The 20,196-nt window shown below is 60.8% G+C and carries 16 protein-coding genes; 6 read left to right on the forward strand and 10 right to left on the reverse strand.

The window, feature by feature from the left end:
• Positions 1 to 179: 179 nt before the first annotated feature.
• The 3 genes from msrB (at position 180) to CAF79_RS20870 (ending at position 1,621) form a co-directional block, all read left to right on the forward strand.
• Complete coding sequence (gene msrB / locus CAF79_RS20860; RefSeq protein ID WP_085700159.1) at positions 180 to 575, forward strand: peptide-methionine (R)-S-oxide reductase MsrB; 396 nt, start codon at positions 180 to 182, stop codon at positions 573 to 575.
• Positions 576 to 677: 102 nt separating this feature from the next.
• On the forward strand, positions 678 to 1,163 hold the full coding sequence (locus tag CAF79_RS20865) for a glutathione peroxidase (protein WP_085700054.1): 486 nt from the start codon (positions 678 to 680) through the stop codon (positions 1,161 to 1,163).
• Positions 1,160 to 1,621, forward strand: a complete 462-nt coding sequence (locus tag CAF79_RS20870; RefSeq protein ID WP_085700056.1) for a MarR family winged helix-turn-helix transcriptional regulator — start codon at positions 1,160 to 1,162, stop codon at positions 1,619 to 1,621. Before CAF79_RS20865 ends, CAF79_RS20870 begins: the two co-directional genes overlap by 4 nt.
• On the opposite strand, the gene CAF79_RS20875 is transcribed toward CAF79_RS20870, so the two are convergent.
• Positions 1,605 to 3,968 carry a response regulator gene (locus tag CAF79_RS20875; RefSeq protein WP_371917935.1) on the reverse strand — a complete coding sequence of 788 codons (2,364 nt, stop codon included), beginning with the start codon at positions 3,966 to 3,968 and terminating at the stop codon, positions 1,605 to 1,607. The genes CAF79_RS20870 and CAF79_RS20875 overlap by 17 nt on opposite strands.
• A gap of 124 nt (positions 3,969 to 4,092) precedes the next feature.
• On the opposite strand from CAF79_RS20875, the gene CAF79_RS20880 reads away from it, so the two are divergent.
• The gene (locus tag CAF79_RS20880; RefSeq protein ID WP_085700061.1) at positions 4,093 to 4,983 is read left to right on the forward strand and encodes an ATP-binding protein; all 891 of its coding nucleotides are present in this window, start codon (positions 4,093 to 4,095) and stop codon (positions 4,981 to 4,983) included.
• Complete coding sequence (locus tag CAF79_RS20885) at positions 4,980 to 5,462, forward strand: GAF domain-containing protein (RefSeq protein ID WP_085700063.1); 483 nt, start codon at positions 4,980 to 4,982, stop codon at positions 5,460 to 5,462. Before CAF79_RS20880 ends, CAF79_RS20885 begins: the two co-directional genes overlap by 4 nt.
• Here CAF79_RS20885 and CAF79_RS20890 read toward each other — a convergent pair whose 3' ends face one another.
• From CAF79_RS20890 to CAF79_RS20925, 8 genes are all read right to left on the reverse strand, one after another.
• Positions 5,463 to 8,405: an HD domain-containing phosphohydrolase gene (locus CAF79_RS20890; protein WP_085700065.1), complete on the reverse strand. Its 2,943-nt coding sequence runs from the start codon at positions 8,403 to 8,405 to the stop codon at positions 5,463 to 5,465. It lies immediately after the preceding gene.
• Positions 8,406 to 8,453: 48 nt separating this feature from the next.
• Entirely contained in the window at positions 8,454 to 12,098 is a 3,645-nt protein-coding gene (locus CAF79_RS20895) for a transporter substrate-binding domain-containing protein (protein ID WP_085700067.1), read from the reverse strand.
• Between the two features lie 8 nt (positions 12,099 to 12,106).
• The gene (locus tag CAF79_RS20900) at positions 12,107 to 12,733 is read right to left on the reverse strand and encodes a response regulator transcription factor (RefSeq protein WP_085700069.1); all 627 of its coding nucleotides are present in this window, start codon (positions 12,731 to 12,733) and stop codon (positions 12,107 to 12,109) included.
• Between the two features lie 338 nt (positions 12,734 to 13,071).
• Positions 13,072 to 14,400: a deoxyguanosinetriphosphate triphosphohydrolase gene (locus tag CAF79_RS20905; RefSeq protein WP_085700071.1), complete on the reverse strand. Its 1,329-nt coding sequence runs from the start codon at positions 14,398 to 14,400 to the stop codon at positions 13,072 to 13,074.
• 68 nt (positions 14,401 to 14,468) lie between these two features.
• Positions 14,469 to 15,632 carry an EAL domain-containing protein gene (locus CAF79_RS20910; RefSeq protein ID WP_085700073.1) on the reverse strand — a complete coding sequence of 388 codons (1,164 nt, stop codon included), beginning with the start codon at positions 15,630 to 15,632 and terminating at the stop codon, positions 14,469 to 14,471.
• A gap of 123 nt (positions 15,633 to 15,755) precedes the next feature.
• Entirely contained in the window at positions 15,756 to 16,094 is a 339-nt protein-coding gene (locus CAF79_RS20915) for a hypothetical protein (protein WP_064598290.1), read from the reverse strand.
• Positions 16,091 to 16,477, reverse strand: a complete 387-nt coding sequence (locus CAF79_RS20920; protein ID WP_085700075.1) for a phage holin family protein — start codon at positions 16,475 to 16,477, stop codon at positions 16,091 to 16,093. Before CAF79_RS20920 ends, CAF79_RS20915 begins: the two co-directional genes overlap by 4 nt.
• Before the next feature lie 2 nt (positions 16,478 to 16,479).
• A complete protein-coding gene (locus tag CAF79_RS20925) occupies positions 16,480 to 16,794 on the reverse strand; it encodes a YqjD family protein (protein WP_085700077.1) in 315 nt (104 codons plus the stop codon).
• Between the two features lie 318 nt (positions 16,795 to 17,112).
• On the opposite strand from CAF79_RS20925, the gene CAF79_RS20930 reads away from it, so the two are divergent.
• Complete coding sequence (locus CAF79_RS20930) at positions 17,113 to 18,321, forward strand: ammonium transporter (RefSeq protein ID WP_085700079.1); 1,209 nt, start codon at positions 17,113 to 17,115, stop codon at positions 18,319 to 18,321.
• Here CAF79_RS20930 and CAF79_RS20935 read toward each other — a convergent pair.
• A complete protein-coding gene (locus CAF79_RS20935; RefSeq protein ID WP_085700081.1) occupies positions 18,318 to 20,030 on the reverse strand; it encodes a monovalent cation:proton antiporter-2 (CPA2) family protein in 1,713 nt (570 codons plus the stop codon). The two genes, CAF79_RS20930 and CAF79_RS20935, sit on opposite strands and share 4 nt — an antisense overlap.
• Between the last annotated feature and the right edge of the window lie 166 nt (positions 20,031 to 20,196).

Genomic DNA, 20,196 nt, shown 5'->3' on the forward strand with positions numbered 1-20,196 from the left:
CCGTGCTGGGAATCCTGCGTCTTCACACAGGCAGGTGTCTTGGGCGGCGGTTTCCAACAATCCGTTTGAATGCGCAGGAACCCGCTGCCAGACTGGCGTGTGACGAGGCGCAATCATACGTGCCGCCCGATCCGTGGAAAAGGTACAGATCGGGCTTTTTCAGCCGCTGAGGTGTGATGATGGAAAAGATTGAAAAGACCCTGGAAGAATGGCGGGCGATGCTCGACCCCGAGCAGTTCAACGTGTGCCGCCTGAGCGCCACCGAGCGGCCGTTCTCCGGCAAGTACAACGCCACCAAGACCGATGGCGTCTACCACTGCATCTGCTGCAACGAGCCGCTGTTCGACTCCAGGACCAAATTCGACTCCGGCTGCGGCTGGCCAAGCTTCTACGCGCCGATCGGCGACAACGCCATGACCGAAATCCGTGACACCAGCCACGGCATGATCCGCACCGAAGTGAAATGCGCCAGGTGCGATGCGCACCTGGGCCATGTGTTCCCTGACGGCCCGCCGCCGACTGGTCTGCGTTACTGCATCAACTCGGTGTGCCTGGACCTGGTGCCGCGCGAGTAACCGAAATAGGCGATCCACGGGTCGCCTTTCGAATAATTAAATTGCACACAATTCAATTGCTCGCTATTTTTGCCGCCTATCCATTTTTCAAGAGTGCGCACCATGAGCGATAACCTGCTGAACATTCCGTGCACCACCATCAAAGGCGAGCAAAAGACCCTCGCCGACTTCGCCGGCAAGGCAGTGCTGGTGGTCAATACCGCCAGCAAATGCGGTTTTACCCCGCAGTACAAAGGCCTTGAGGAGCTGTGGCAGACCTACAAGGATCAGGGCCTGGTGGTATTGGGTTTTCCGTGCAATCAGTTCGGCAAGCAGGAGCCGGGTAACGAGGGCGCCATCAGCGAGTTTTGCGAGCTGAACTACGGGGTCAGCTTCCCGCTGTTCAAGAAGATCGAAGTCAACGGTGCCGACGCGCACCCACTGTTCGTGCAATTGAAGAAACGCGCGCCAGGCGTGCTGGGCTCCCAGGGCATCAAGTGGAACTTCACCAAATTCCTGATCGGCAAGGACGGCCAGTTGGTCAAGCGCTTCGCCCCGGCTACCAAGCCGCAGGATCTGAGCCGCGAGATCGAAGCCCTGCTCAAATGAACAGCTTGTCCGCCGATTCGCTGAAGCTCGACAGCCAGCTGTGTTTCAAGTTGTATGCCGCTTCGCGGGCGGTGATTCGTGCTTACAAGCCGATGCTCGAACAGCTCGGCCTGACCTACCCGCAATACCTGGCGATGCTGGTGTTGTGGGAATGGCAGCAAACCGTGCCGGAGCAACCCACGGTCAAGGCGCTGGGTGAGCGTCTGGCACTGGATTCCGGCACGCTGACGCCGCTGCTAAAGCGTCTGGAGCAACTGCAGCTGGTCCAGCGTCAGCGCTCGGCCCGGGACGAGCGTGAAGTACATCTGAGCCTCACACCTCAGGGGCAAGCGCTGCGTGAACAGGTCGGGCCGTTGAAAGCACGGCTGCTGTGCGACAGCGGGGTGGATCTGGACCGGCTCAATGACTTGCGCGACGGTCTCGATCACCTGCTGGGGCAGATCAAGGCACTGTCGTAGTCGGAATCCACTGATCCAGCAGCGCCGCCAGCTCTTCACGGCGAAACGGCTTGGCCAGATAGTCGCTCATGCCCGCCGCCCTGCAGCGTTCGCGTTCCTCGGACATGGCGTTGGCGGTCAGGGCGACAATCGGCAGATGCGGCCAGCGGCCGCTCTGGCGAATCTGGCGACTGGCTTCGTAGCCGTCCATCACAGGCATGTTGCAGTCCATCAGCACCAGATCGAAATCGTCGTGCTCCAGCTGATCCAGCGCTTCCACACCATGGGCGGCGACGACCACTTCGCAGCCGAGTTTCCCCAGCATGCCCTTGGCCACCAACTGGTTGACCGGGTTGTCCTCCACCAGCAGCACCCGACCGCGTCGCTGCGACGGCACGCTTTCGAGGCGCGCGCGGTCGATGGTGGAGAGGTCCGGCAACAGCGTCCGGCGCAGATTCTGATACAGCGCGTTGCGGGCCAGTGGTCGCGCCTGCTGCTGCAACGGCGCGAGGGCCGTGGCTTCCTCACCCGGCATGAAACTTCCGTAAGCGGTTACCAGCAGAATCGGCGCCGTCATCGCCGGGCGCAGGCCGAACAGGCATTCGGGGCAGTCGGTGATGATGACATCGGGGGACAGGCCAAGCAGTGGATCGTCGAGGGTTCGCTGCTCGTAGGTCAGCCCCCAGACCGGCAGCAGACTTTCCAGCAGCTCTGCCAGCCCGCTGACCGCGCTGGTGATTGCCAGCACCTTGCCGTGCAACGGTGGCGGAATCACCGCGCGGGTGTGGCAGGGCAATGGCAGTTCGGCGCAGAACTGACTGCCGAAACCCACTTCGGAACTGATGGTCAGGCGCCCCTGCATGGCTTCGCACAGGTTATGGGTCAGTGCCAGGCCGAGCCCGGTGCCGCCGTACTGGCGGGTGATGCCGGCCCCCGCCTGGGTGAACGGCTGGAAAATCTTCACCTGCGCTTCCTGGGCGATGCCGATGCCGGTGTCGCAGACTTCGATCCGGACACCGTCCTTCCAGGTAGACAAGCGCACGTCGACCCGGCCGAAGCGAGTGAATTTCAGGGCATTGGACAACAGATTGCTGACGATCTGCCTGACCCGGGTCGGATCGCCGAGCACCAGTGCCGGGAAGTACGGATCGATCAGGCAAGTCAGCTCGACACTCGGCGCCGCGTTCTGCGACAGCAGGTTGGCGGTGTCTTCGATCAGCGAACCGAGATCGAACGGAATATGCTCGAGCTCCAGTTGCCCGGCATCGAATTTCGACAGGTCGAGAATATCGTTGAGCAGTTCCACCAATACCTTGCCAGAGTCGTGAGCGATGGACAGTTGTTGCTGTTGTTCGGGGTTGAGCGGGCCGTCGAGCGAAAGGGCGATCATCCCCAGCAGGCCGTTGAGCGGGGTGCGGATCTCGTGGCTCATGTTGGCGAGAAATGCCGAGCGTGCCTCGGCCATGTCCAGTGCGGTGCTGCGGGCCACTTCCAGTTCCCGGTTGGACTGGCTGAGGCGCGCGTTGATCGCCTTGAGCTCGGCGGTACGCGCGGACACGATGTCTTCGAGTTGCGCGAGGTAGTCGGTGAGCCGGTTTTCCGCATTGCGCCGCTGCTGGATTTCCGTGGCGATGTTCTCGAACTGCTGATTGGCCACCTTGACCAGTACGCCGATCTCGTCATTGGCGTGTCCGCCTGGACATTCAAGGGTGGTCGGTTCGGCACTGCGCGGGTCGCGACTGCTGAGTTCGCGGATCACCCGCACCAGCGGTTTGGTCAGCATCACGTAGAACAGCGCGAGCAGGATCCCGGTGAGAATCAGGCTGCGGGCGAAACCGTTGATCAGCGTGACCTCGGCCCGGCGCAGGAAGCGGCTGCCGAACGCGTACGTGTCGACTTCCAGACTGAGGGTGCCGAGGGATTCGTTGGGCAAGTGATCGAGATAGAGGCGGTCTTCGAACTGGCGTTTGGCGCCGAACAGGAAGTCGCTGATCATCCGGTAGCCGCTTTGCAGCTCCGGGCGTTTGACGTTGGCCAGCACCGTCTGGTTGTTGTCGGTCAGGCGTGCGGAAATGATGGCCGGCGAGCGCAGCAGTCCCAGGGTCAGCTCCTGCGCCAGTTCGGCATCGATGTTGTAGGCGATGCGCGAGGCCGGGTTGTGACTGATTTCCAGCAAAGACAGGATTTCACGGTTGATGGACGCGTCTTCACTGGCATAATCGATGCCGATTTGCAGCAGGCTGAGCAGCGTGCCCAGAATGAACCCGACCAGCACGGTAAGCCGGGCCTGTTTGTACGACAGCCGGTGGGTGAATTTGATATCCATGGGGTGTTGAACCACTTCCGTTTCCCTTCGCTGCTCAAGCATAGTCGATCATGTACGGACTCCTGAGTTCCCGAAGCGCCTTGTAGCAAGGGCCGGGACAGGTTTCGAACGCTGTCTGTCGTCGCTGCACCGCCATCATCACTGTGAACGAGCCCGAGGAGAAGACGTGGATTCCCGATTGAATGCTTTTCTTGAGCGCGCCGAGTCGGTTCTGGCGCGGATCGAACCGCTGCTGCCGGCTCCACGCCCGGTCATCGACTGGGGGACCTGTCTGGCTGCACGCTGGCAGCGTGACGGTCGCAGCGGTTATCTGCTGCCGCTGGAAGTCAGCCTCGACATGCGTCTGTCGGACCTGATCGGTGTCGACCGGCAGCTGGAGCAACTGGGCCGAAATACCCAGCAGTTTCTCGACGGCATGCCGGCCAACCATGCGCTGCTGTGGGGTTCGCGCGGCACCGGTAAATCGTCGCTGGTGCGCGCGCTGCTGGCTGAACATGCCTCGGCCGGTTTGCGTCTGATCGAAATCGAGCGCGATCACCTGGCGGACCTGCCACGGGTGGTGGAGCAGATCGCCAAGCTGCCGCAGCGCTTTGTGCTGTTCTGCGACGACTTGTCGTTCGAGTCCGGCGAAGGCGACTACCGCGTGCTGAAAAGCGTGCTCGACGGCTCGCTCGAACAGGCGCCGGACAACGTGTTGCTGTACGCCACCTCCAACCGTCGCCATCTGGTGCCGGAAAAGGAAAGCGACAACGAAAACTGGAAGCGCGTCGATGGCGAGCTGCATCCGAGCGAGGCGGTGGAAGACAAGATCGCGCTGTCGGATCGCTTCGGCCTGTGGCTGTCGTTCTATCCGTTTACCCAGGAACATTTCCTCAACGTCGTCGAGCACTGGATAGGCCAGTTGGCCACCAAGGCCGGCCTGAGCTGGGAGCGCGACGAACAACTGGACATCCTCGCCGTGCGCTGGGCAACCGGTCGTGGCAATCGCAACGGACGTTGCGCATACCAATTCGCCCGTTACTGGGTGGGACTGAAATTGTTGGAGCACAAGGCATGATTGATTTGCAACAGAGCGGCCAGGGCCTCGAAGGCTATGGCATGTTGGCCGCGCAACTGGAGTCGCTGTTGGCGGACGAACGCGATTTCATCGCCAACGCCGCGCAGTTTTCGGCGTTCCTGTACAACCAGCTCGATGACCTGAACTGGGCCGGTTTCTACCTCAATCGCAACGAAGAGCTGGTGCTTGGCCCGTTCCAGGGCCAGATCGCCTGCGTGCGCATTCCGTTCGGTCGCGGTGTGTGCGGCGCGGCAGCTGCCAGCCTGCAAACGCAACGGGTCGAAGACGTTCACGCGTTCCCCGGCCATATCGCCTGCGACAGTGCGTCGAACAGCGAGCTGGTTGTGCCGTTGGTCAAGGACGGTCGTCTGATCGGTGTGCTCGACCTCGACAGCCCGAAGCTCGCGCGTTTCGGTGCCGAGGATCAGGCCGGGATCGAACAGCTGGCGGCGATTTTCCTGCGCCTGACCGACTGCTGATCACGCCGCCAGGCCTGCCTTGAGCAGCACGGCCGCCGGGTCCACGGCATCGATCTGCCGTGGATCGAGAAAACGCGTGGCGTACTGCAGATACACGCCATCGCGAACGAACAGCCCGAACAGCTCGGCATCGATGTGAGCCTCGCGGCACATGGTGGCCATGATCCCCAGCGCTTCACTGAGGGACTTGGCCTTTTTGTACGGGCGGTCGGCGGCGGTCAGGGCTTCAAAGATGTCGGCAATCGCCATCATCCGCGCCGGCAGGCTCATGTCTTCGCGTTTCAGGCGCTTGGGATAACCGGTGCCATCCATCTTTTCGTGATGCCCCCCGGCGATTTCCGCCACGCTGTTCAAATGCCCGGGGAAGGGCAGGTGACTGAGCATCAGGATCGTCTGCACCATGTGGTGGTTGATGATGTAGCGTTCTTCGCGGGTCAGCGTGCCCCGGGGAATGCTGAGGTTGTAGAGCTCGCCGCGATTGTATTTGTAAGGCGGCACGTCGAGCTTGAAGCCCCACGGATTGTCCTCCGGAATCAGCTCGCCCTCGGCGCGTTCCAGCAGATGTTCCTGCTTGTCCGCCAGCAGCGGTTCGCTGACCGGCAAGGTCGGTGCCGGGGTGCGTGCCTGACGCCGGTTCTCTTCCCACGACAAGCCCAGTCGATCATCCAGCGTGCGGGTCCAGGTACGTTGCGCAATACGTTGCAGACGTTGCAGATCGGCCTCGGCCATCGCTTCACTGCCCAGATTGCAGTGGGCGACGAATGCAAAATCGTCATCCAGTGCTGTCAGGGTTGCGTCGCGCAGCTCGGCCAGTTGCCGTTCATCGCCGCCCATGGCCACGGCTTGCCAGTAGCTGACCCATGCATCGCGCTTGAGCACTTCGAAGCGGGTGCGGATTTCATGAAGACGATCGTTCAGGGTTTCCAGTTTGGTGGCTTTGTCGACCACGTATTCCGGGGTCGTGACCTTGCCGCAATCGTGCAGCCACGCGGCAATGTGCAAGGCCTCCCATTCGTCTTCATTCGGATGGTAGTCACTGAACGCCGGTGCCTGACTGGCCGCTGCGGCATGGGCGAGCATCAGCGTCAGCTCCGGCACGCGCTGGCAATGCCCGCCGGTATAAGGGCTCTTGGCGTCGATGGCGCCGGCCAGCAACTGAATGAACGCGTCCAGCAATTGTTTCTGCCGGGCTTGCAGGCGCTGGCTCTCGATACTCACCGCCGCCGCCCCGGACACCGCTTGCAGGAAGGCGATGCGATCGGGCCGCAGCTTTTCCAGATCGCTCGCCGTACCGCTGTCATTGATCAGCAGTACCAGCAGGCCGACGGTCTCGTTGTGCCGGTTATGCAGGCGGATACCGATCAGATGAGCCCTCGGCGATTCCATGGCCAGCAGCACTTTCTGCAGGTCGGTGGCCTGTTCGAAACCCAGATTGCTCACGACCGTGTTGGCGTTCGCCAGTTGCCGGAACCATTCGGGACTCGGAGCGGTGTCAAGGTTGTGCCCCTGAATATCGAACGCGGCCAGGCTTTGGGACACGCCGTCGACCACCAGACCGCAGGGCTCCATGCGATCGCCATCGTTTTCGCGCAGATAAATCAGGCCCGCCTGGGCCTGGGCGATCTGCACGGTCTCGAACAGCACCCGTTGCAGCAGCGGGGCGAAGCGGGTTTCGGCGGTCAGACTGTCGGTGATCCGAAAGAAACTGGCCAGAGTGTCTTTCATGCGGGCCATCGACAGACTCAACTGGTCGACCTCCAGCACCGGCGAACGTCGGGTCACGGGAAAATTGAAATCGAAACTGCGAATCGCGTCGGCCTCCTTGACCAGCGCATGCAGCGGCTTGACCAGAATTCGCGAGATCAGCCAGCCCAGCGGCAGGCACAGCAGAAGGGTGGCCAGCGTGATCAGCGCGCCTTGCCAGCGCATGCGGTAGGCGTCGACCAGTAACTCGTCCTCCGGCACCAGCAACGCCATCTGCAAACCCTTCGGTCCACCTTCCTGCAACTGGCTGCGGGCGACGATCCATTGCCGGCCGTCGGCCTTGATCCGATTGCCCTGGTGACCGGAAAACAAGGCATGCAGGGCAGGGCTCAAGTCGGCAGCCTTGGCCAGACGCGCGGTTCGGTCATCGACGATCAACCGGCTGCTGTCGGGATAGGCCACGGCATTGCCGTCGGCGTCGAACAGGACGATTTCCGTGGCGGGTGTCACCACGTGTTTGATCAGGGTTGCGGAGAGTGCGTCGAGGGTCAGGTCGGCGCCGATCACCGCGTCATCACCGCTGCGTCGAGCCAGTGTCGTGCCGACGTTGCGGGTGGAGAAAAAGACGTAGGGTTCGGTGGTGATCTGTTCGGTCTGCTGCCGCGCGTTGATGTACCACGCCCGCCTGCGGGGATCATAAGGATCGTCGGGGTTGTCCTGCCGGCCGACCGGGGACAGGGCCTGATCGAAGAACAGCGACTGCGAATGCGCCTGACCGCTGGCGTCGTGTTCGATGCTCCAGACCTGAAAAGCCGCTGCCTCGGGTGCCTTGAGCAGGTTTTTCAGCGCCGGCGTGCGCAAAGGACGAACCATGAAGAAGTCGCCGTTGCCATATCCCAGATACAGCGAGGCCAGATCCGGATTGTCCGTCAGGGACTGGCTGAACGGCTTGAGCAGCGCCAGGCGCGGTTCGAGACCGGAAGACCGGGCGGCAGGGGTGTCGGCCAACAGACTCAGCAAATGCCGGATCGGTGCATAAGTGGCTTGCAGATCGAGGCGTACATCCTGTTCGATGCGATTGAACAGTTTTTCGCTGCTCGACAGGATGATCTGTGTGGTCTGTCGATAGTTGAACAGACCCAGCACCACCCCGGTGAGCAACAGCAGAAAGGTGAACATGACGCTGATGTGCACATGCAGCGGGAACCGGCGTTGTTCCGGGCGCAGTGGGCTGGGCATTGCGGACTCTCCGTGTAGGTAAGCACACCGCTCAGCGTCCAAGCATAGTTAAGCCCCGGTCACTTTGCTCTGGCTGATCCGGTTCAGTTGCTGTTCCAGTGCCTGCTCCAGTTCCAGGATGGCAAGGCGGCTGGCCTGACAGCGACGCTCGATCTCGTCCCCCGGCAGCGCTTGCTGACAAGCCTGCTCAAGTGCATCGCAACTGTCGATCAGACGTGTGGCCTGGGCAATGCGTGCGGCGCCTTTGATCTTGTGTGCGATGACGGCCAGCGCAGGGCGGTCCCGTGTGAGGGACACAGCCTGCAACTCCTGCCGGTCAAGACGACTGCTGTTGAGCAGTTCTGCCAGCAGGCGGTGAGTCTGGGAGGGGTTGCCGCCGGTCAGCAGCGTGAGCCCTTGCAGATTGAACACCGGCGCACGGAACAACGGCTTAACGCTGTCGACCCATTGGCTCAGGCTGTTCAGGCTCAGGGGTTTGAACAGGCACTCGTTCATGCCGGCCTGTTTGCAGCGCTGGATTTCCTCCGGCTGGGCATTGGCGGTGAACCCCAGCACCGTGCACGCCGGGCGGCGGGTGAGCATTTCGTGCTGACGAATCGCCCGGGTCAGCTCATAGCCGTTCATGACGGGCATGTTGCAGTCGGCAATGACCAGATCGAATTCGCCGTTCTTCCATTGCTCCAGTCCGCGCTGGCCATCTTCGGCAATACTGAAGCGGTGCCCGAGGTACTCCAGCTGCTGGCACATCAGAAGCCGATTGGCCGGATGGTCATCGACCACCAGAACCGTCAAGGGGATGAGGGATGCCTGAATCTGCGGTTCGTCTTCTGCTCTCGCCACTTGCGCAGGCAGGATGGCCATCGGTAGCGAGACACTGACCTGTGTGCCGACTCCGGGCAAGCTGCTCAACCGCAGTTTTCCACCCATCATTTCGCAAAGGTTGCGGCTGATGACCAGTCCCAGGCCCGCGCCGCTGACGGTTCGTTGTCCGCCGTTGCCGGCCTGGGCGAAGGGTTCGAACAGTCGCAACTGATCCTGCGTCGTGATCCCGATGCCGCTGTCCTGTACGGTCAGTTGCACCATCGAGCGTTCCGGATCGTCGGTGGGTTGAACATCCAGCGTGATTTTGATGTGTCCTGCTTCGGTGAACTTGATGGCATTGCTGATCAGGTTCGACAGCACCTGCTTGAAGCGCAGCGGGTCGAGGTGTACATCGACATCCAGTTCCGGCGGAGAGACGGACATCGCCAGTGAAAGGTGTTTCTGCCGGGCGAGCCCTTCGAAGATTCTGACCACAGAACCGACGGTATCGATCAGGTTGATTCGCTCGGGGTTCAGACTCAGCCGCCCGGACTCGATGCGGGCAATGTCCAGGATGTCGCCGATCAGGCCCAGCAGATCCTTGGCAGAATGGTAGGCCGTTTCGATGCCGGAGCGATCCGGATGAGCGTGATCCATGCGCTTGAGCGTCAACTCGAGCATGCCGATCACGGCGTTCATCGGTGTGCGGATCTCGTGGCTCATGGTCGCCAGAAACGTACTTTTGGCCCGATTGGCATCGTCCGCCTGCTCCTTGGCAGCGCGCAGCTCATCAAGCAGTTCGCGGCGCTCGCTGATGTCGATCCAGCCGCCGATGATTCCCTGAACTTCACCGCTGGAGTCCCGATACGGCAGGATCCAGTGATAGATCGTCAGATGCCGGTTGCCGATCTGCAGCGGCCGGTCGAGCACCAGCGGTTTGCCCTCGGCCATTACCCGCTGATAGTCGGCCTGATACGTCAGGGCTTCGAAAGCATTGTTCGATGGCCCCTGCATCACACTTTTGCCAATGACGTCTTCGCGTCGGGCATTGAACGCCTGGAGATAGCTGTCATTGCAGCTTTTCAGCACGCCCTGGCGGTCACGCACGTAGATGGGGTGGGGGGTGCCGTTGACCAGTGCGCCCATGAATTCCAGTTGATCGTTCAAGGCTCGTTCGGCTGCCTTGCGTTGTTTGATCTGGCGGCGCATGTAGGCATTCCAGAACAGCGACAGCAGCAACAGCAGGCAGGCGCCGCCGATCGCCTGATAGAAAAAGCGCTGGTACTGATGCCATGCGCCTTGCGAAACACTTGAGTAGCCACGCCAGCGACCATTGATGATGCCCAGTTCTTCGGGGGTGATGCTCATCAGCGACTTGTCGATGATCGAGCTCAGTTCCGTGTTGTCTCGAGCTGTGGCCAGGGAGAAGGCCGCCTGACGTGTGCCGATGGTGGTGGTGATCTGCAGTGGCTGTTCGAAAATGCGGGATGTGATGAAGTAGTTGGCGATGACCAGCGAGTTCACTGCGCCCTCGACCTGACCTGCGTCGAGTAACGCCACGGCACTGAAGGTGTCGGGTGTTTCGATCAGTTGGATACGTGGAAATTCGGACCGCAGGTATTCGATCATCGGATTGCCCTGGGCGATCGCCAGTCGTTTGCGCTTGAGCTGACCCAGGTGGGTCGGACTGTCGGCCGCTTTTCGGGTCAACAGGACATAGGAGTTTTCCAGGTAGGGGCGACTGAAGGTCAGGGTTTGCTCGCGCTGAGTGGTGGGCAGCAGGGCGGCGATAAGGTCGGCCTGGTGATTTTCAACCTGCTTGATCATCTCTGCATCGTTGCGGCTGCGGCGGACGTCGAAACGCAGGCCGGTGCGCAAGCGGATGAGTTCGAGCAGGTCGGCACTGATGCCGCGAAAGTTGCCATCACTGTCGAAGAACGTCAGCGGGGCGAAGGCCTCGTTGACGACCACACTTACCACCGGATTCCTTTTCAGCCACTGTTCTTCGCGTCGGGTCAGTTGCAGCTTCTGGTCTGTGAGCAGTGTGTCGCTGCCGACGCTCCAGCGCTTGGCGATGTTTTCGCGCTCGCTGCCAGGGACAGTCTTGAGCACGGTGTCGATGATTTTGACCAGCTGTGCGTTGTTGCGATGCACGGCGAAGCTGAACCCGTGAGCCTCGTGCTTGCCGAAATTGGCCATGCGGATGTTGTTCAGGTAACCCTTGCTGATCATGTAGTGCGTGGAAATGGTGTCGCCGAGAAACACGTCCGCCTGATCGAATGCGACGGCGTTGATTGCGTTCTGGTAGGACGGATAGGACGTGATGAGGGCTTTGGGATACATCGCCTTGACCTCATCCAGCGGCAGATAGTGATAGAGCATGCTCAGCCGCAGACCGGCCAGGCCTTCGGTCAGAGAGCGGGTTTCGCCTTCGCGGGTCACCAGCACCGGTTGATCGACGGCGTAGGGGCGGGACAGCACGATGTCCGGGTTTTCCGCTTCGAAGCCGTTGGATGTGCCGAGCATGTCGATGCTGCCGTCGATCAATGCCCGAATCGCGGCTTCTCGAGACGCGAAGCGCCTGACCTTGACCGGCAGACCGGTCGCCTGGCCGACCAGCCCCGCGTAGTCCGCCGTGAATCCCTCGAAGTCGTGCCCGCTGGTGGTCATGTCGAAGGGCGGATAGTCGGGAGCAGAGGCCCCAAGAATCAACTCATTGCGAGCGTGCAGCCACGCCATCTGCGCGGGCTCGAGCGACACCGATAGGGATCTGTCGGTCGAGCGCGCAAGCAGGACAAAGTCCTGGAAGGTAAGCGATGCAACCGTGACAGGTGCGCTGATACACAGGCATGCACTCAATGCAATCAGAAAACTCTTTAAGCGACTGGGCATGTTGGCTCTCACACGAGTGCGTTACGTTTGGCCATTTCGATAAGTTCTACAAGGGACTTGGCTTTGAGTTTTTGCATGAGGCGTTTTTTATAAGTACTGACGGTTTTATTGCTGAGAAACATGCCTTTGGCAATTTCCTTGTTGGTGCGTCCTTGAGCAAATAATTGCAGCACCATCAGTTCCCGGTCATTGACGGATTTGAAAAGTTCAAGTTCTACATAGCGCACATCATCTTGACGAACCGGATTCAAGGCCTGGCTGGGAAAGTAGTTGTAACCGGACAGTACGGCTTTGATTGCACTGACCAGTTCGCTCAGGTCTTCCTGTTTGCACACGTAACCCGAGGCACCTGACTGCATGCAACGTATGCCGAACAGGGTCGGGCATTGCGCAGTCAATACCAGCGTCTTGAATGGCGAACTCATTGCGTTGAAGCGGGACAGGACTTCCAGGCCGTCGAGTTTGGGAATGCTGATGTCGAGGATGATCAGGTCGGGCATGCATTCGCGAACCATCTGCATGGCATCGACACCGTTATCGGTTTCTCCGACGACTTTATAACCTTCATGCTCCAGCAGCATTCGAACGGCAAGGCGGATGACCGGGTGATCGTCGACAATAAAAACGGAGTTCATAATCAAATCCCATACGAGCGCAAATAAAGGGCGAACCTTAGCTCAGATGAATGAACGCTCGCATGAACTGGCAGGCCGTCAGCAGCAATCAGGGAGAAGTCCTACAAATAAAGAAGAATCAGACTACGTGTTAACTAGGTTTGACGTAGGTAGAGGCGTGAGATGTTCAAGAGTTGTTCTTGTTTAAGTTTGGAGGGGGCGCAGTGCGGTCGATGCTGAAACTATTATCGGTTTTCCGGTTTCGCCTTCTTGAACATATAAAAATGGAAAGGTCTGTCTTTTCGCCGTTATTGCACAAGACCCGCCCGATCCATTGCAGATTGGGCGGGGGGCAGGCGTCAGTGGCTGGAACGGCCGGTCATTTCCAGCGCCATGTCGCTGGCGTAGCTGTCGGTCATGCCGGCGATGAAGTCGATCATGCGCAGGAACGATGTGTGTAGAGGACCGTACGGATCCGGTGCGTTGTTGCCCAGCAGATCGAGAATCCGGCGGCTCTTGAACGACGGCGTGCGGCCGTTGTGCTGTTCCAGGGCCGCGCCGCAGAAGGCGTTGAGCAAAATCTCCAGGGTCGTGTAAGCGCCAATTTCATGCAGGGTCTTGCGCTTGTCCTGAAAGATTTTCTTGCGGGCGATGTCTTTGGCGTTCAACACGCAGCGCTTGGCCGGACCGTGCATGTGCTCCACCAGATCCCCCGGCAGCGTACCGGCCAGCAGTGCGTCCTGTTGTTCGACGAAGGCTCGGGCGGCCGCGTTGGTCAGGTGTTCGATGGCCTTGCCGCGCAGGATTGCCAGTTTGCGCCGGCGTGAATCCTGCGGGCCGAGCTGGCGATAGGTTTCGGGCAGATCATCGCCGACCAGACCGAGCAGCAGCGACTCGACTTCGGCATAATCCAGCAGCTCCATTTCCAGGCCATCTTCCAGATCGATCAGGGCGTAGCAGATGTCGTCCGCCGCCTCCATCAGATACACCAACGGATGGCGTGCCCAACGTTGCTCTTCCAGTTGCGGCAGACCCAGCTTGTGGGCGATCTGCTCCAGCAACGGCAGTTCGCTCTGATAGCAACCGAATTTGTGCTTCTTGTAACCGAGGGAGTCAGCGTGTCGCGCGGTCCACGGGTACTTCAGATAGGTGCCGAGGGTGGCGTAGGTGAGTCGTGTCCCGCCGTCGAACTGGTGATATTCCAGCTGCGTGAGCACCCGGAAACCCTGGGCATTGCCTTCGAAATTCAGGAAGTCGCCGCGCTCGGCGTCGCTCATCGCGTCCAGCCATCCGCGCCCGGCAGCCTGCTGGAACCAGTGACGGATCGCGTCTTCACCGGAATGGCCAAACGGCGGATTGCCGATGTCGTGCGCCAGGCAGGCTGATTGAACCACCATGCCCAGATCGCTCGGTTCGCACCATTCGGGCAGGGCGCGGCGCAGGGTTTCGCCGACGCGCATGCCCAGCGAGCGGCCGACACAACTGACTTCCAGCGAGTGGGTCAGGCGCGTGTGAATGTGGTCGTTGCTCGACACCGGATGCACCTGGGTCTTGCGCCCCAGGCGGCGGAAGGCGCCGGAGAAGATGATGCGGTCATGGTCTTTATGGAACGGGCTGCGGCCCAGTTCCTGCGGGCTGTGCAAGGGTTTGCCGAGACGTTCGCGGTTGAGCAGGGTATGCCAATCCAAGGCTGATTCTCTCCGTCTGGTGACTGATTCCCTAGCTTCCCGGTTCAGGCTGGCCTCTGCAAGCGCAACTACAATCCTGCCGCATCGATGTCGATCAACAGCAGGCGCTCGCCGTTATCGAAAAACTGTCCGGCGGTCAGGCAATACTGATTGCTGGTGGCGTCGCGATAGGTGTTGGAAAGCGTCAGGCGCCGTTCTTCCCAGCCTTCGGCCAGCAGGTGATAGAAGTACGGGCGCCACGACCAGTTGTGGCCCAGGTAGCGATTGTCGGCGACCCAGCCGCTTTGTCGCCATTCCAGGTTTGGCGTCAGCTGGGTGCCGTGACGATCGCATTGGTAAAAGCGCAGCAGCCACGGGAAGGCGTCGAGCTGTGGCAGGGCGCTGAGCGGGGCGCGGGCCTGGGCCCAGGTTTGCAGGATGGTCATGAGTTCGCCGAGCTGCTGGCGCATGAACATCCATCTGCTGCGTTCGGCCAGCTTCTGGCGCACGTAGGACTGGCGCAGCTCGGCAAAGCGCTCAACGAAGTCATCCGTGCCGAAAAGTGCCTCATGCGCCCGGGCGAACAGAAAACCTTGCACGTAGCGCGATCCGCACTCCAGCGCGAAATTCAGCTGCGCCGTGGTTTCCACGCCTTCGGCAATGATCCAGCAGCCGGTTTTTTCGGCCATTTGCGCGAGGGCTTTGACCACGTCACTGCTCGGGCCGCCAAGTGCGGCGGCCTGGAACAGGCGCATGTCGAGTTTGAGAATGTCCGGTTGCAGCGCCAGCACGCGATCAAGCTGCGAATAGCCGGCGCCGAAATCGTCGATGGCAATCCGGGCACCGGCATCGCGATAGCGGGCCACGACTTCGCTCAGGCGCTGGCTGTTGCCGCCAAGTTCAGTAATCTCGAAAACAATCCGCTGTGGATCGATACCGTGCCGTGCAAGCTGTTTCAGGCTCGGCAAGGCCTGGTCGGCACGCAAGCGACTGATCCAGCGCGGTGACATGTTCAGGCTGAGAAACCAGTCCGGCGGCGCTTCGTGCAGTCGGCTCAACGCGTTATCCCGGATCTGCCGGTCCAGTCGGCGCAGCGCGACGGCCGGGGTGCGCGGGTCGGCGAACAGCGGTCCGACCGATACCAGTTGGCCGTCGGCCTGGCGCAGACGACCCAGTGCCTCGACACCTGCAATGCGTCCGGTGGCGGTATCGATGAAAGGTTGAAAGCAGGCGAGCGGTTGCCCGTCGATCACGGGGCCTCCTTGTCGTTCTTGTTCTGGTCGAATTCTGCCGGCCGGATAGGCGAGCGGGATTGAATCTCCGGATAAGAGATTCAATCCCGCTGGTGTTGCAAGAATGCAGCCAGATGCGAAGGGTCAGCGTTTGCTCGAACTCTGCATGACCAGCTTGATCAGTGGAGCGAGGCTGGTGCCCAGGCGGATCAGTCGGGTCAAGCCGCCGACACCACCGCTTTTGGCTCCTTTTCCCGTGATGAAGCCCAGCAGCGTCACGGCCGCCACGCCCCATAACGGCGCGTGCTTGATGCCGAAACCGCCCTGCAGGTTTTGCGTCATGCCACGCATGCGTTGCAGTGGTTGCAGGACCTGGCCGGTTTCGTGGCGGATTTCCTGACGATGCATTTCCATGCGCAAACGGATCAGTGCCTTGCGCATTTCCCGGCGTGAGCTGTTGTGCGGAAGTTCAGGCAGGCTCATGGCAACAGGCGCTCCCGGTCGTTGGCCAATTCTTCCAGCGTGCCGTGGAAGGGCGAGGATTCATCGAAGATCGCGGCCTTGAGACGCAGCGCGCAAAAGATTGCTGCCAGGGTATAGAACACACACAGACCAATGATTGCAGCCAGGCGATAGGTGTCCCAGAACACAATCAGGACAAGCGTCGACAGGCCAACCAGCAACAGCAGCGCAAACACCAGCGCGAGGCCGGCGAACAGCAACAGGCTGACGGTACGTGACTTCTGCTCCTGCAATTCGATACCGAACAATTCGACGTGGCTGTGCAGCAGACCGAGAACGGCGGCGCCCAGACGTCGTGTGGAGGAGGCGGTGCCCGTGTTCGGGCCGGATTCACCGATCGACATGATCAGCGCCGCGTGGCCAGCAGGCCGATCAGAAACCCTACGCCGGCGGCGATGCCCACCGATTGCCAAGGGTTGGCGGACACATATTCCTCGGTGGCGTTGACCGCAGCCTGACCGCGCTCGCGCAGAGTCTCCTCGGTCAACTTCAGGGTTTCCCGTGCGCGCAGCAGGCTCTCGTGGATTTGCTCGCGCAACTCGTCAGCCTGATCACCGGCCAGCGTGGCGGTGTGTTCCAGCAACCGTTCAGTGTCGCTGACCAGCGTCTGGAAGTCGTTCATCAGGATTTCTTGAGCAGTCTTTGCCTTGATGCTGGCCATGGGGGATCTCCGTAAGTGGCGTTTTGAAGCAGCGTTCTGAAGCGTTCGAGTATGAGCCAAGTGTGAAGGTTCAGTGCAAATGGCTGGTACAACTTTTGCTGTGTCGTGGTGCGTCGATCGGTAGCAGTGCGCTGTTGCCGGGCGCGAACCCGGGCAAAGCATGGCCCGGACGATGAGGGTTCATGTCAGCCCATCGACCTAGTGCGCCAAAGCGGTTCACCGAACGACCGGATCACTGACTGCGCAGGCGCAACTTGGTGCATGAAATGTGCGCATGAACCGCTTTGGTGCCTTTTTCAGCTTCGGGTCTGCCTCCTCATGGAAAATCTGCAAAGCGCTGTGGACACACTGGTTCACAGTTCCAACACGTTGTTCATTCTGATCGGTGCGGTCATGGTGCTGGCCATGCACGCCGGATTCGCGTTTCTGGAGGTCGGAACGGTTCGCCAGAAAAACCAGGTCAACGCCCTGTCGAAGATTCTCAGCGACTTCGCGGTGTCGACGCTCGCCTATTTCTTTATAGGCTATTGGCTTTCGTACGGGGTGACCTTCCTGCAACCGGCGGCGGTGCTCAGTGCCGATCATGGTTATGGACTGGTGAAGTTTTTCTTCCTGCTGACCTTTGCAGCGGCGATCCCGGCGATTATCTCCGGCGGCATCGCCGAACGGGCGCGGTTTGTGCCACAACTGTGCGCCACGGCGCTGATCGTAGCGTTCATCTACCCGTTTTTCGAAGGCATGATCTGGAACGGCAACTACGGCCTGCAAGCCTGGCTGACTGCGCAGTTCGGTGCAGCCTTCCATGACTTTGCAGGTTCTGTGGTGGTGCATGCCATGGGCGGTTGGCTGGCGCTGGCGGCGGTGTTGCTGCTCGGGCCGCGCAACGGGCGCTATCGTGACGGCAAGCTGGTGGCGTTCGCGCCTTCGAGCATTCCGTTTCTGGCATTGGGTTCGTGGATTCTGATCGTCGGCTGGTTTGGCTTCAACGTAATGAGCGCGCAAACCCTGCAGGGAGTCAGCGGACTGGTGGCGGTCAACTCGCTGATGGCGATGGTCGGCGGCACGGTGGCGGCGTTGATCGTCGGGCGCAACGACCCGGGCTTTCTGCACAACGGTCCGTTGGCCGGGCTGGTGGCGGTGTGCGCCGGTTCCGACCTGATGCACCCGGTCGGCGCGCTGGTGACCGGCGCGATTGCCGGTGCCCTTTTTGTCTGGTGTTTCACGGCGGCGCAAGTCAAATGGCGGATCGATGACGTGCTGGGTGTCTGGCCGTTGCATGGTCTGTGTGGCGTGTGGGGCGGCATTGCCTGCGGGATCTTCGGCTCGACCGCGCTGGGCGGACTCGGCGGCGTAAGCCTCATCAGCCAGTTGATCGGCACCGCCCTTGGTGTGGCGGTGGCGCTGATCGGCGGGTTTGTCGTCTACGGTTCGATCAAGGCACTGCATGGTTTGCGCCTGAGCCAGGAACAGGAGTACTACGGCGCCGACCTGTCGCTGCACAAGATCGGCGCGGTGAGCCAGGACTAGGTTTCCTCATCGTCGGCTCCGGGGTAAAAACCGTGAAGCAGGCGATAACGATCGATGCGCACCTGATCGACTTTCTCCTGAACCCGATGCGCAGGAAACCCCAGCAGGATCAGCGCATGGGAACCGAGCATCAGGCTCGACTCCAGCAGCTCCGGCACCACTTCACTGGCGCCGGCCGCTTTCAGCTCGGCCGACTGGCTGTCATCCCGGGTGCGTACCAGAATCGGTACTGTCGGGTTGAGGCGCCGGGCCTCCTTGAGAACCCGCAAGGCTACGTCGGCTTGATCCACGGCAATGACCAGCAACCTGGCGCGCAGCAAGCCGACGGCGGTCAACAGATCGCCGCGGGTTGAATCGCCGTAGTGGACGTCGCGTTCGACGGTGGCGGCTTCCTGTATTCGCACCGGATCGTTATCCAGTGCGACGTAGGTTTGCCCGGCATTGCGCATGAAGCGCCCGATCGACTGACCGACACGGCCGTAGCCGCAGATCACCACATGCCCGTCGAACCCGGCATTGAGGGCGCTGATTTCCTCGATCTGCGCTTCCTGATTGGGTTTGCGGTGCAGGGTGGCGGCGATGCGCGGTGCGGCGCGTAACAGCAAAGGCGTCAGCAGCATCGAGCAGAAGGTGGCGGCGAGTAGCAGGGCGCCGAGCTCGGCGGGGAGCAGCCGGTTCTGCTGCATCTGCGCCATCAGGGCGAAGCAGAATTCTCCGCCCTGGGCGAGAGCAAGACCGCTGCGCCAGGCCGTTTCACTGTCGCTGCCGCGCCATTTCACCAGCAGCGTCACCACCAGGCCTTTGATCACCAGTAAACCCAGGGTCATGCCGATAATCTGCAGGCTGTGACTGGCGAACAGTTGCAGGTCGATCAGCATGCCGATACTGACGAAAAACAGCCCCAGCAGAATGTCGCGAAACGGCCGGATATCGGCCTCGATCTGATGCCGGTAGTGGCTTTCGCCCAGCAGCATGCCCGCGAGGAACGCGCCGAGGGCCGGAGACAGGCCCAGCAAGTGGGTCAGCCAGGCCGTCAGCAGGACAATGACCAGTGCCAGCAACACGAACAGCTCCGCCGAGCGGGACGCCGCGACTTCCTGGAACAGGCGTGGCAGCAGCCAGCGACTGGTCAGCAACAAACCGAAGAACAGCAATACGGTCTTCAACAAGGTCAGGGGCAGCGCCCAGTACCAGGCCTGATCACTGCTGCCGGCGAACACCGGCACCAGCGTCAGCAGCAACACTGCCACCACGTCCTGGAACAACAGCACGCCCATCGCGTTCTGGCCATGGCTGCTGAAAATTTCGCCGAGACTGCCCAACTCCTTGGTCACAATCGCCGTGGATGACAACGACAGGCCGGCGCCCAGCAGCAAGGCCGGTGTGGCAGGCATGCCCAGCAGCATCAGCACGCTTCCCAGCAGCACCGTGGTGATCACCACCTGCTGGCTGCCCAGTCGGAAGACCACCTTGCGCAGGGCAATCATTTTCGACAGGGAGAATTCCAGCCCCAGGGAAAACAACAGAAACACCACACCCAGTTCGGCAAGATCCGGCAAATGTTCGCTTTCATTGATCCAGTCGAACGCCTTCGGCCCGACCATCAACCCTACGCACAGATAGCCCAGCACAGGTGGCAGGCGCAGGCGACGGAACAGGGCAATCATCACCAGGGACGACGCCAGAATGATCAGCAGATTGGCAAACACAAGACACTCCGGGACAGATCAGGCTCTTCAAGCGTAGAGGTAAAAAACACCGGAGCATCGCGCAAGCGGCGATTTTGTGGGCTGATTTACGTCAGGGTTTTGCCAAGGCCGGTTTTCGCACCGGATGGGTGGGTCGACGGGCCTTGTGAGCGGGCCTAGAATGATC

Origin of the sequence: Pseudomonas sp. B26(2017) (genome assembly GCF_002113045.1) — a bacterium.
In the GTDB taxonomy this organism is placed as follows: Bacteria; Pseudomonadota; Gammaproteobacteria; order Pseudomonadales; family Pseudomonadaceae; genus Aquipseudomonas.

Bases quoted from the DNA above. Each gene is read 5' to 3' on its own strand.
- CAF79_RS20865 (WP_085700054.1), top strand. From the start codon at position 678: ATGAGCGATAACCTGCTGAACATTCCGTGCACCACCATCAAAGGCGAG.
- CAF79_RS20925 (WP_085700077.1), bottom strand. From the start codon at position 16,794: ATGGCCAGCATCAAGGCAAAGACTGCTCAAGAAATCCTGATGAACGAC.
- msrB (WP_085700159.1), top strand. From the start codon at position 180: ATGGAAAAGATTGAAAAGACCCTGGAAGAATGGCGGGCGATGCTCGAC.
- CAF79_RS20895 (WP_085700067.1), bottom strand. From the start codon at position 12,098: ATGCCCAGTCGCTTAAAGAGTTTTCTGATTGCATTGAGTGCATGCCTG.
- CAF79_RS20870 (WP_085700056.1), top strand. From the start codon at position 1,160: ATGAACAGCTTGTCCGCCGATTCGCTGAAGCTCGACAGCCAGCTGTGT.
- CAF79_RS20900 (WP_085700069.1), bottom strand. From the start codon at position 12,733: ATGAACTCCGTTTTTATTGTCGACGATCACCCGGTCATCCGCCTTGCC.
- CAF79_RS20915 (WP_064598290.1), bottom strand. From the start codon at position 16,094: ATGAGCCTGCCTGAACTTCCGCACAACAGCTCACGCCGGGAAATGCGC.
- CAF79_RS20875 (WP_371917935.1), bottom strand. From the start codon at position 3,968: ATGCTTGAGCAGCGAAGGGAAACGGAAGTGGTTCAACACCCCATGGAT.
- CAF79_RS20930 (WP_085700079.1), top strand. From the start codon at position 17,113: ATGGAAAATCTGCAAAGCGCTGTGGACACACTGGTTCACAGTTCCAAC.
- CAF79_RS20920 (WP_085700075.1), bottom strand. From the start codon at position 16,477: ATGTCGATCGGTGAATCCGGCCCGAACACGGGCACCGCCTCCTCCACA.
- CAF79_RS20890 (WP_085700065.1), bottom strand. From the start codon at position 8,405: ATGCCCAGCCCACTGCGCCCGGAACAACGCCGGTTCCCGCTGCATGTG.
- CAF79_RS20885 (WP_085700063.1), top strand. From the start codon at position 4,980: ATGATTGATTTGCAACAGAGCGGCCAGGGCCTCGAAGGCTATGGCATG.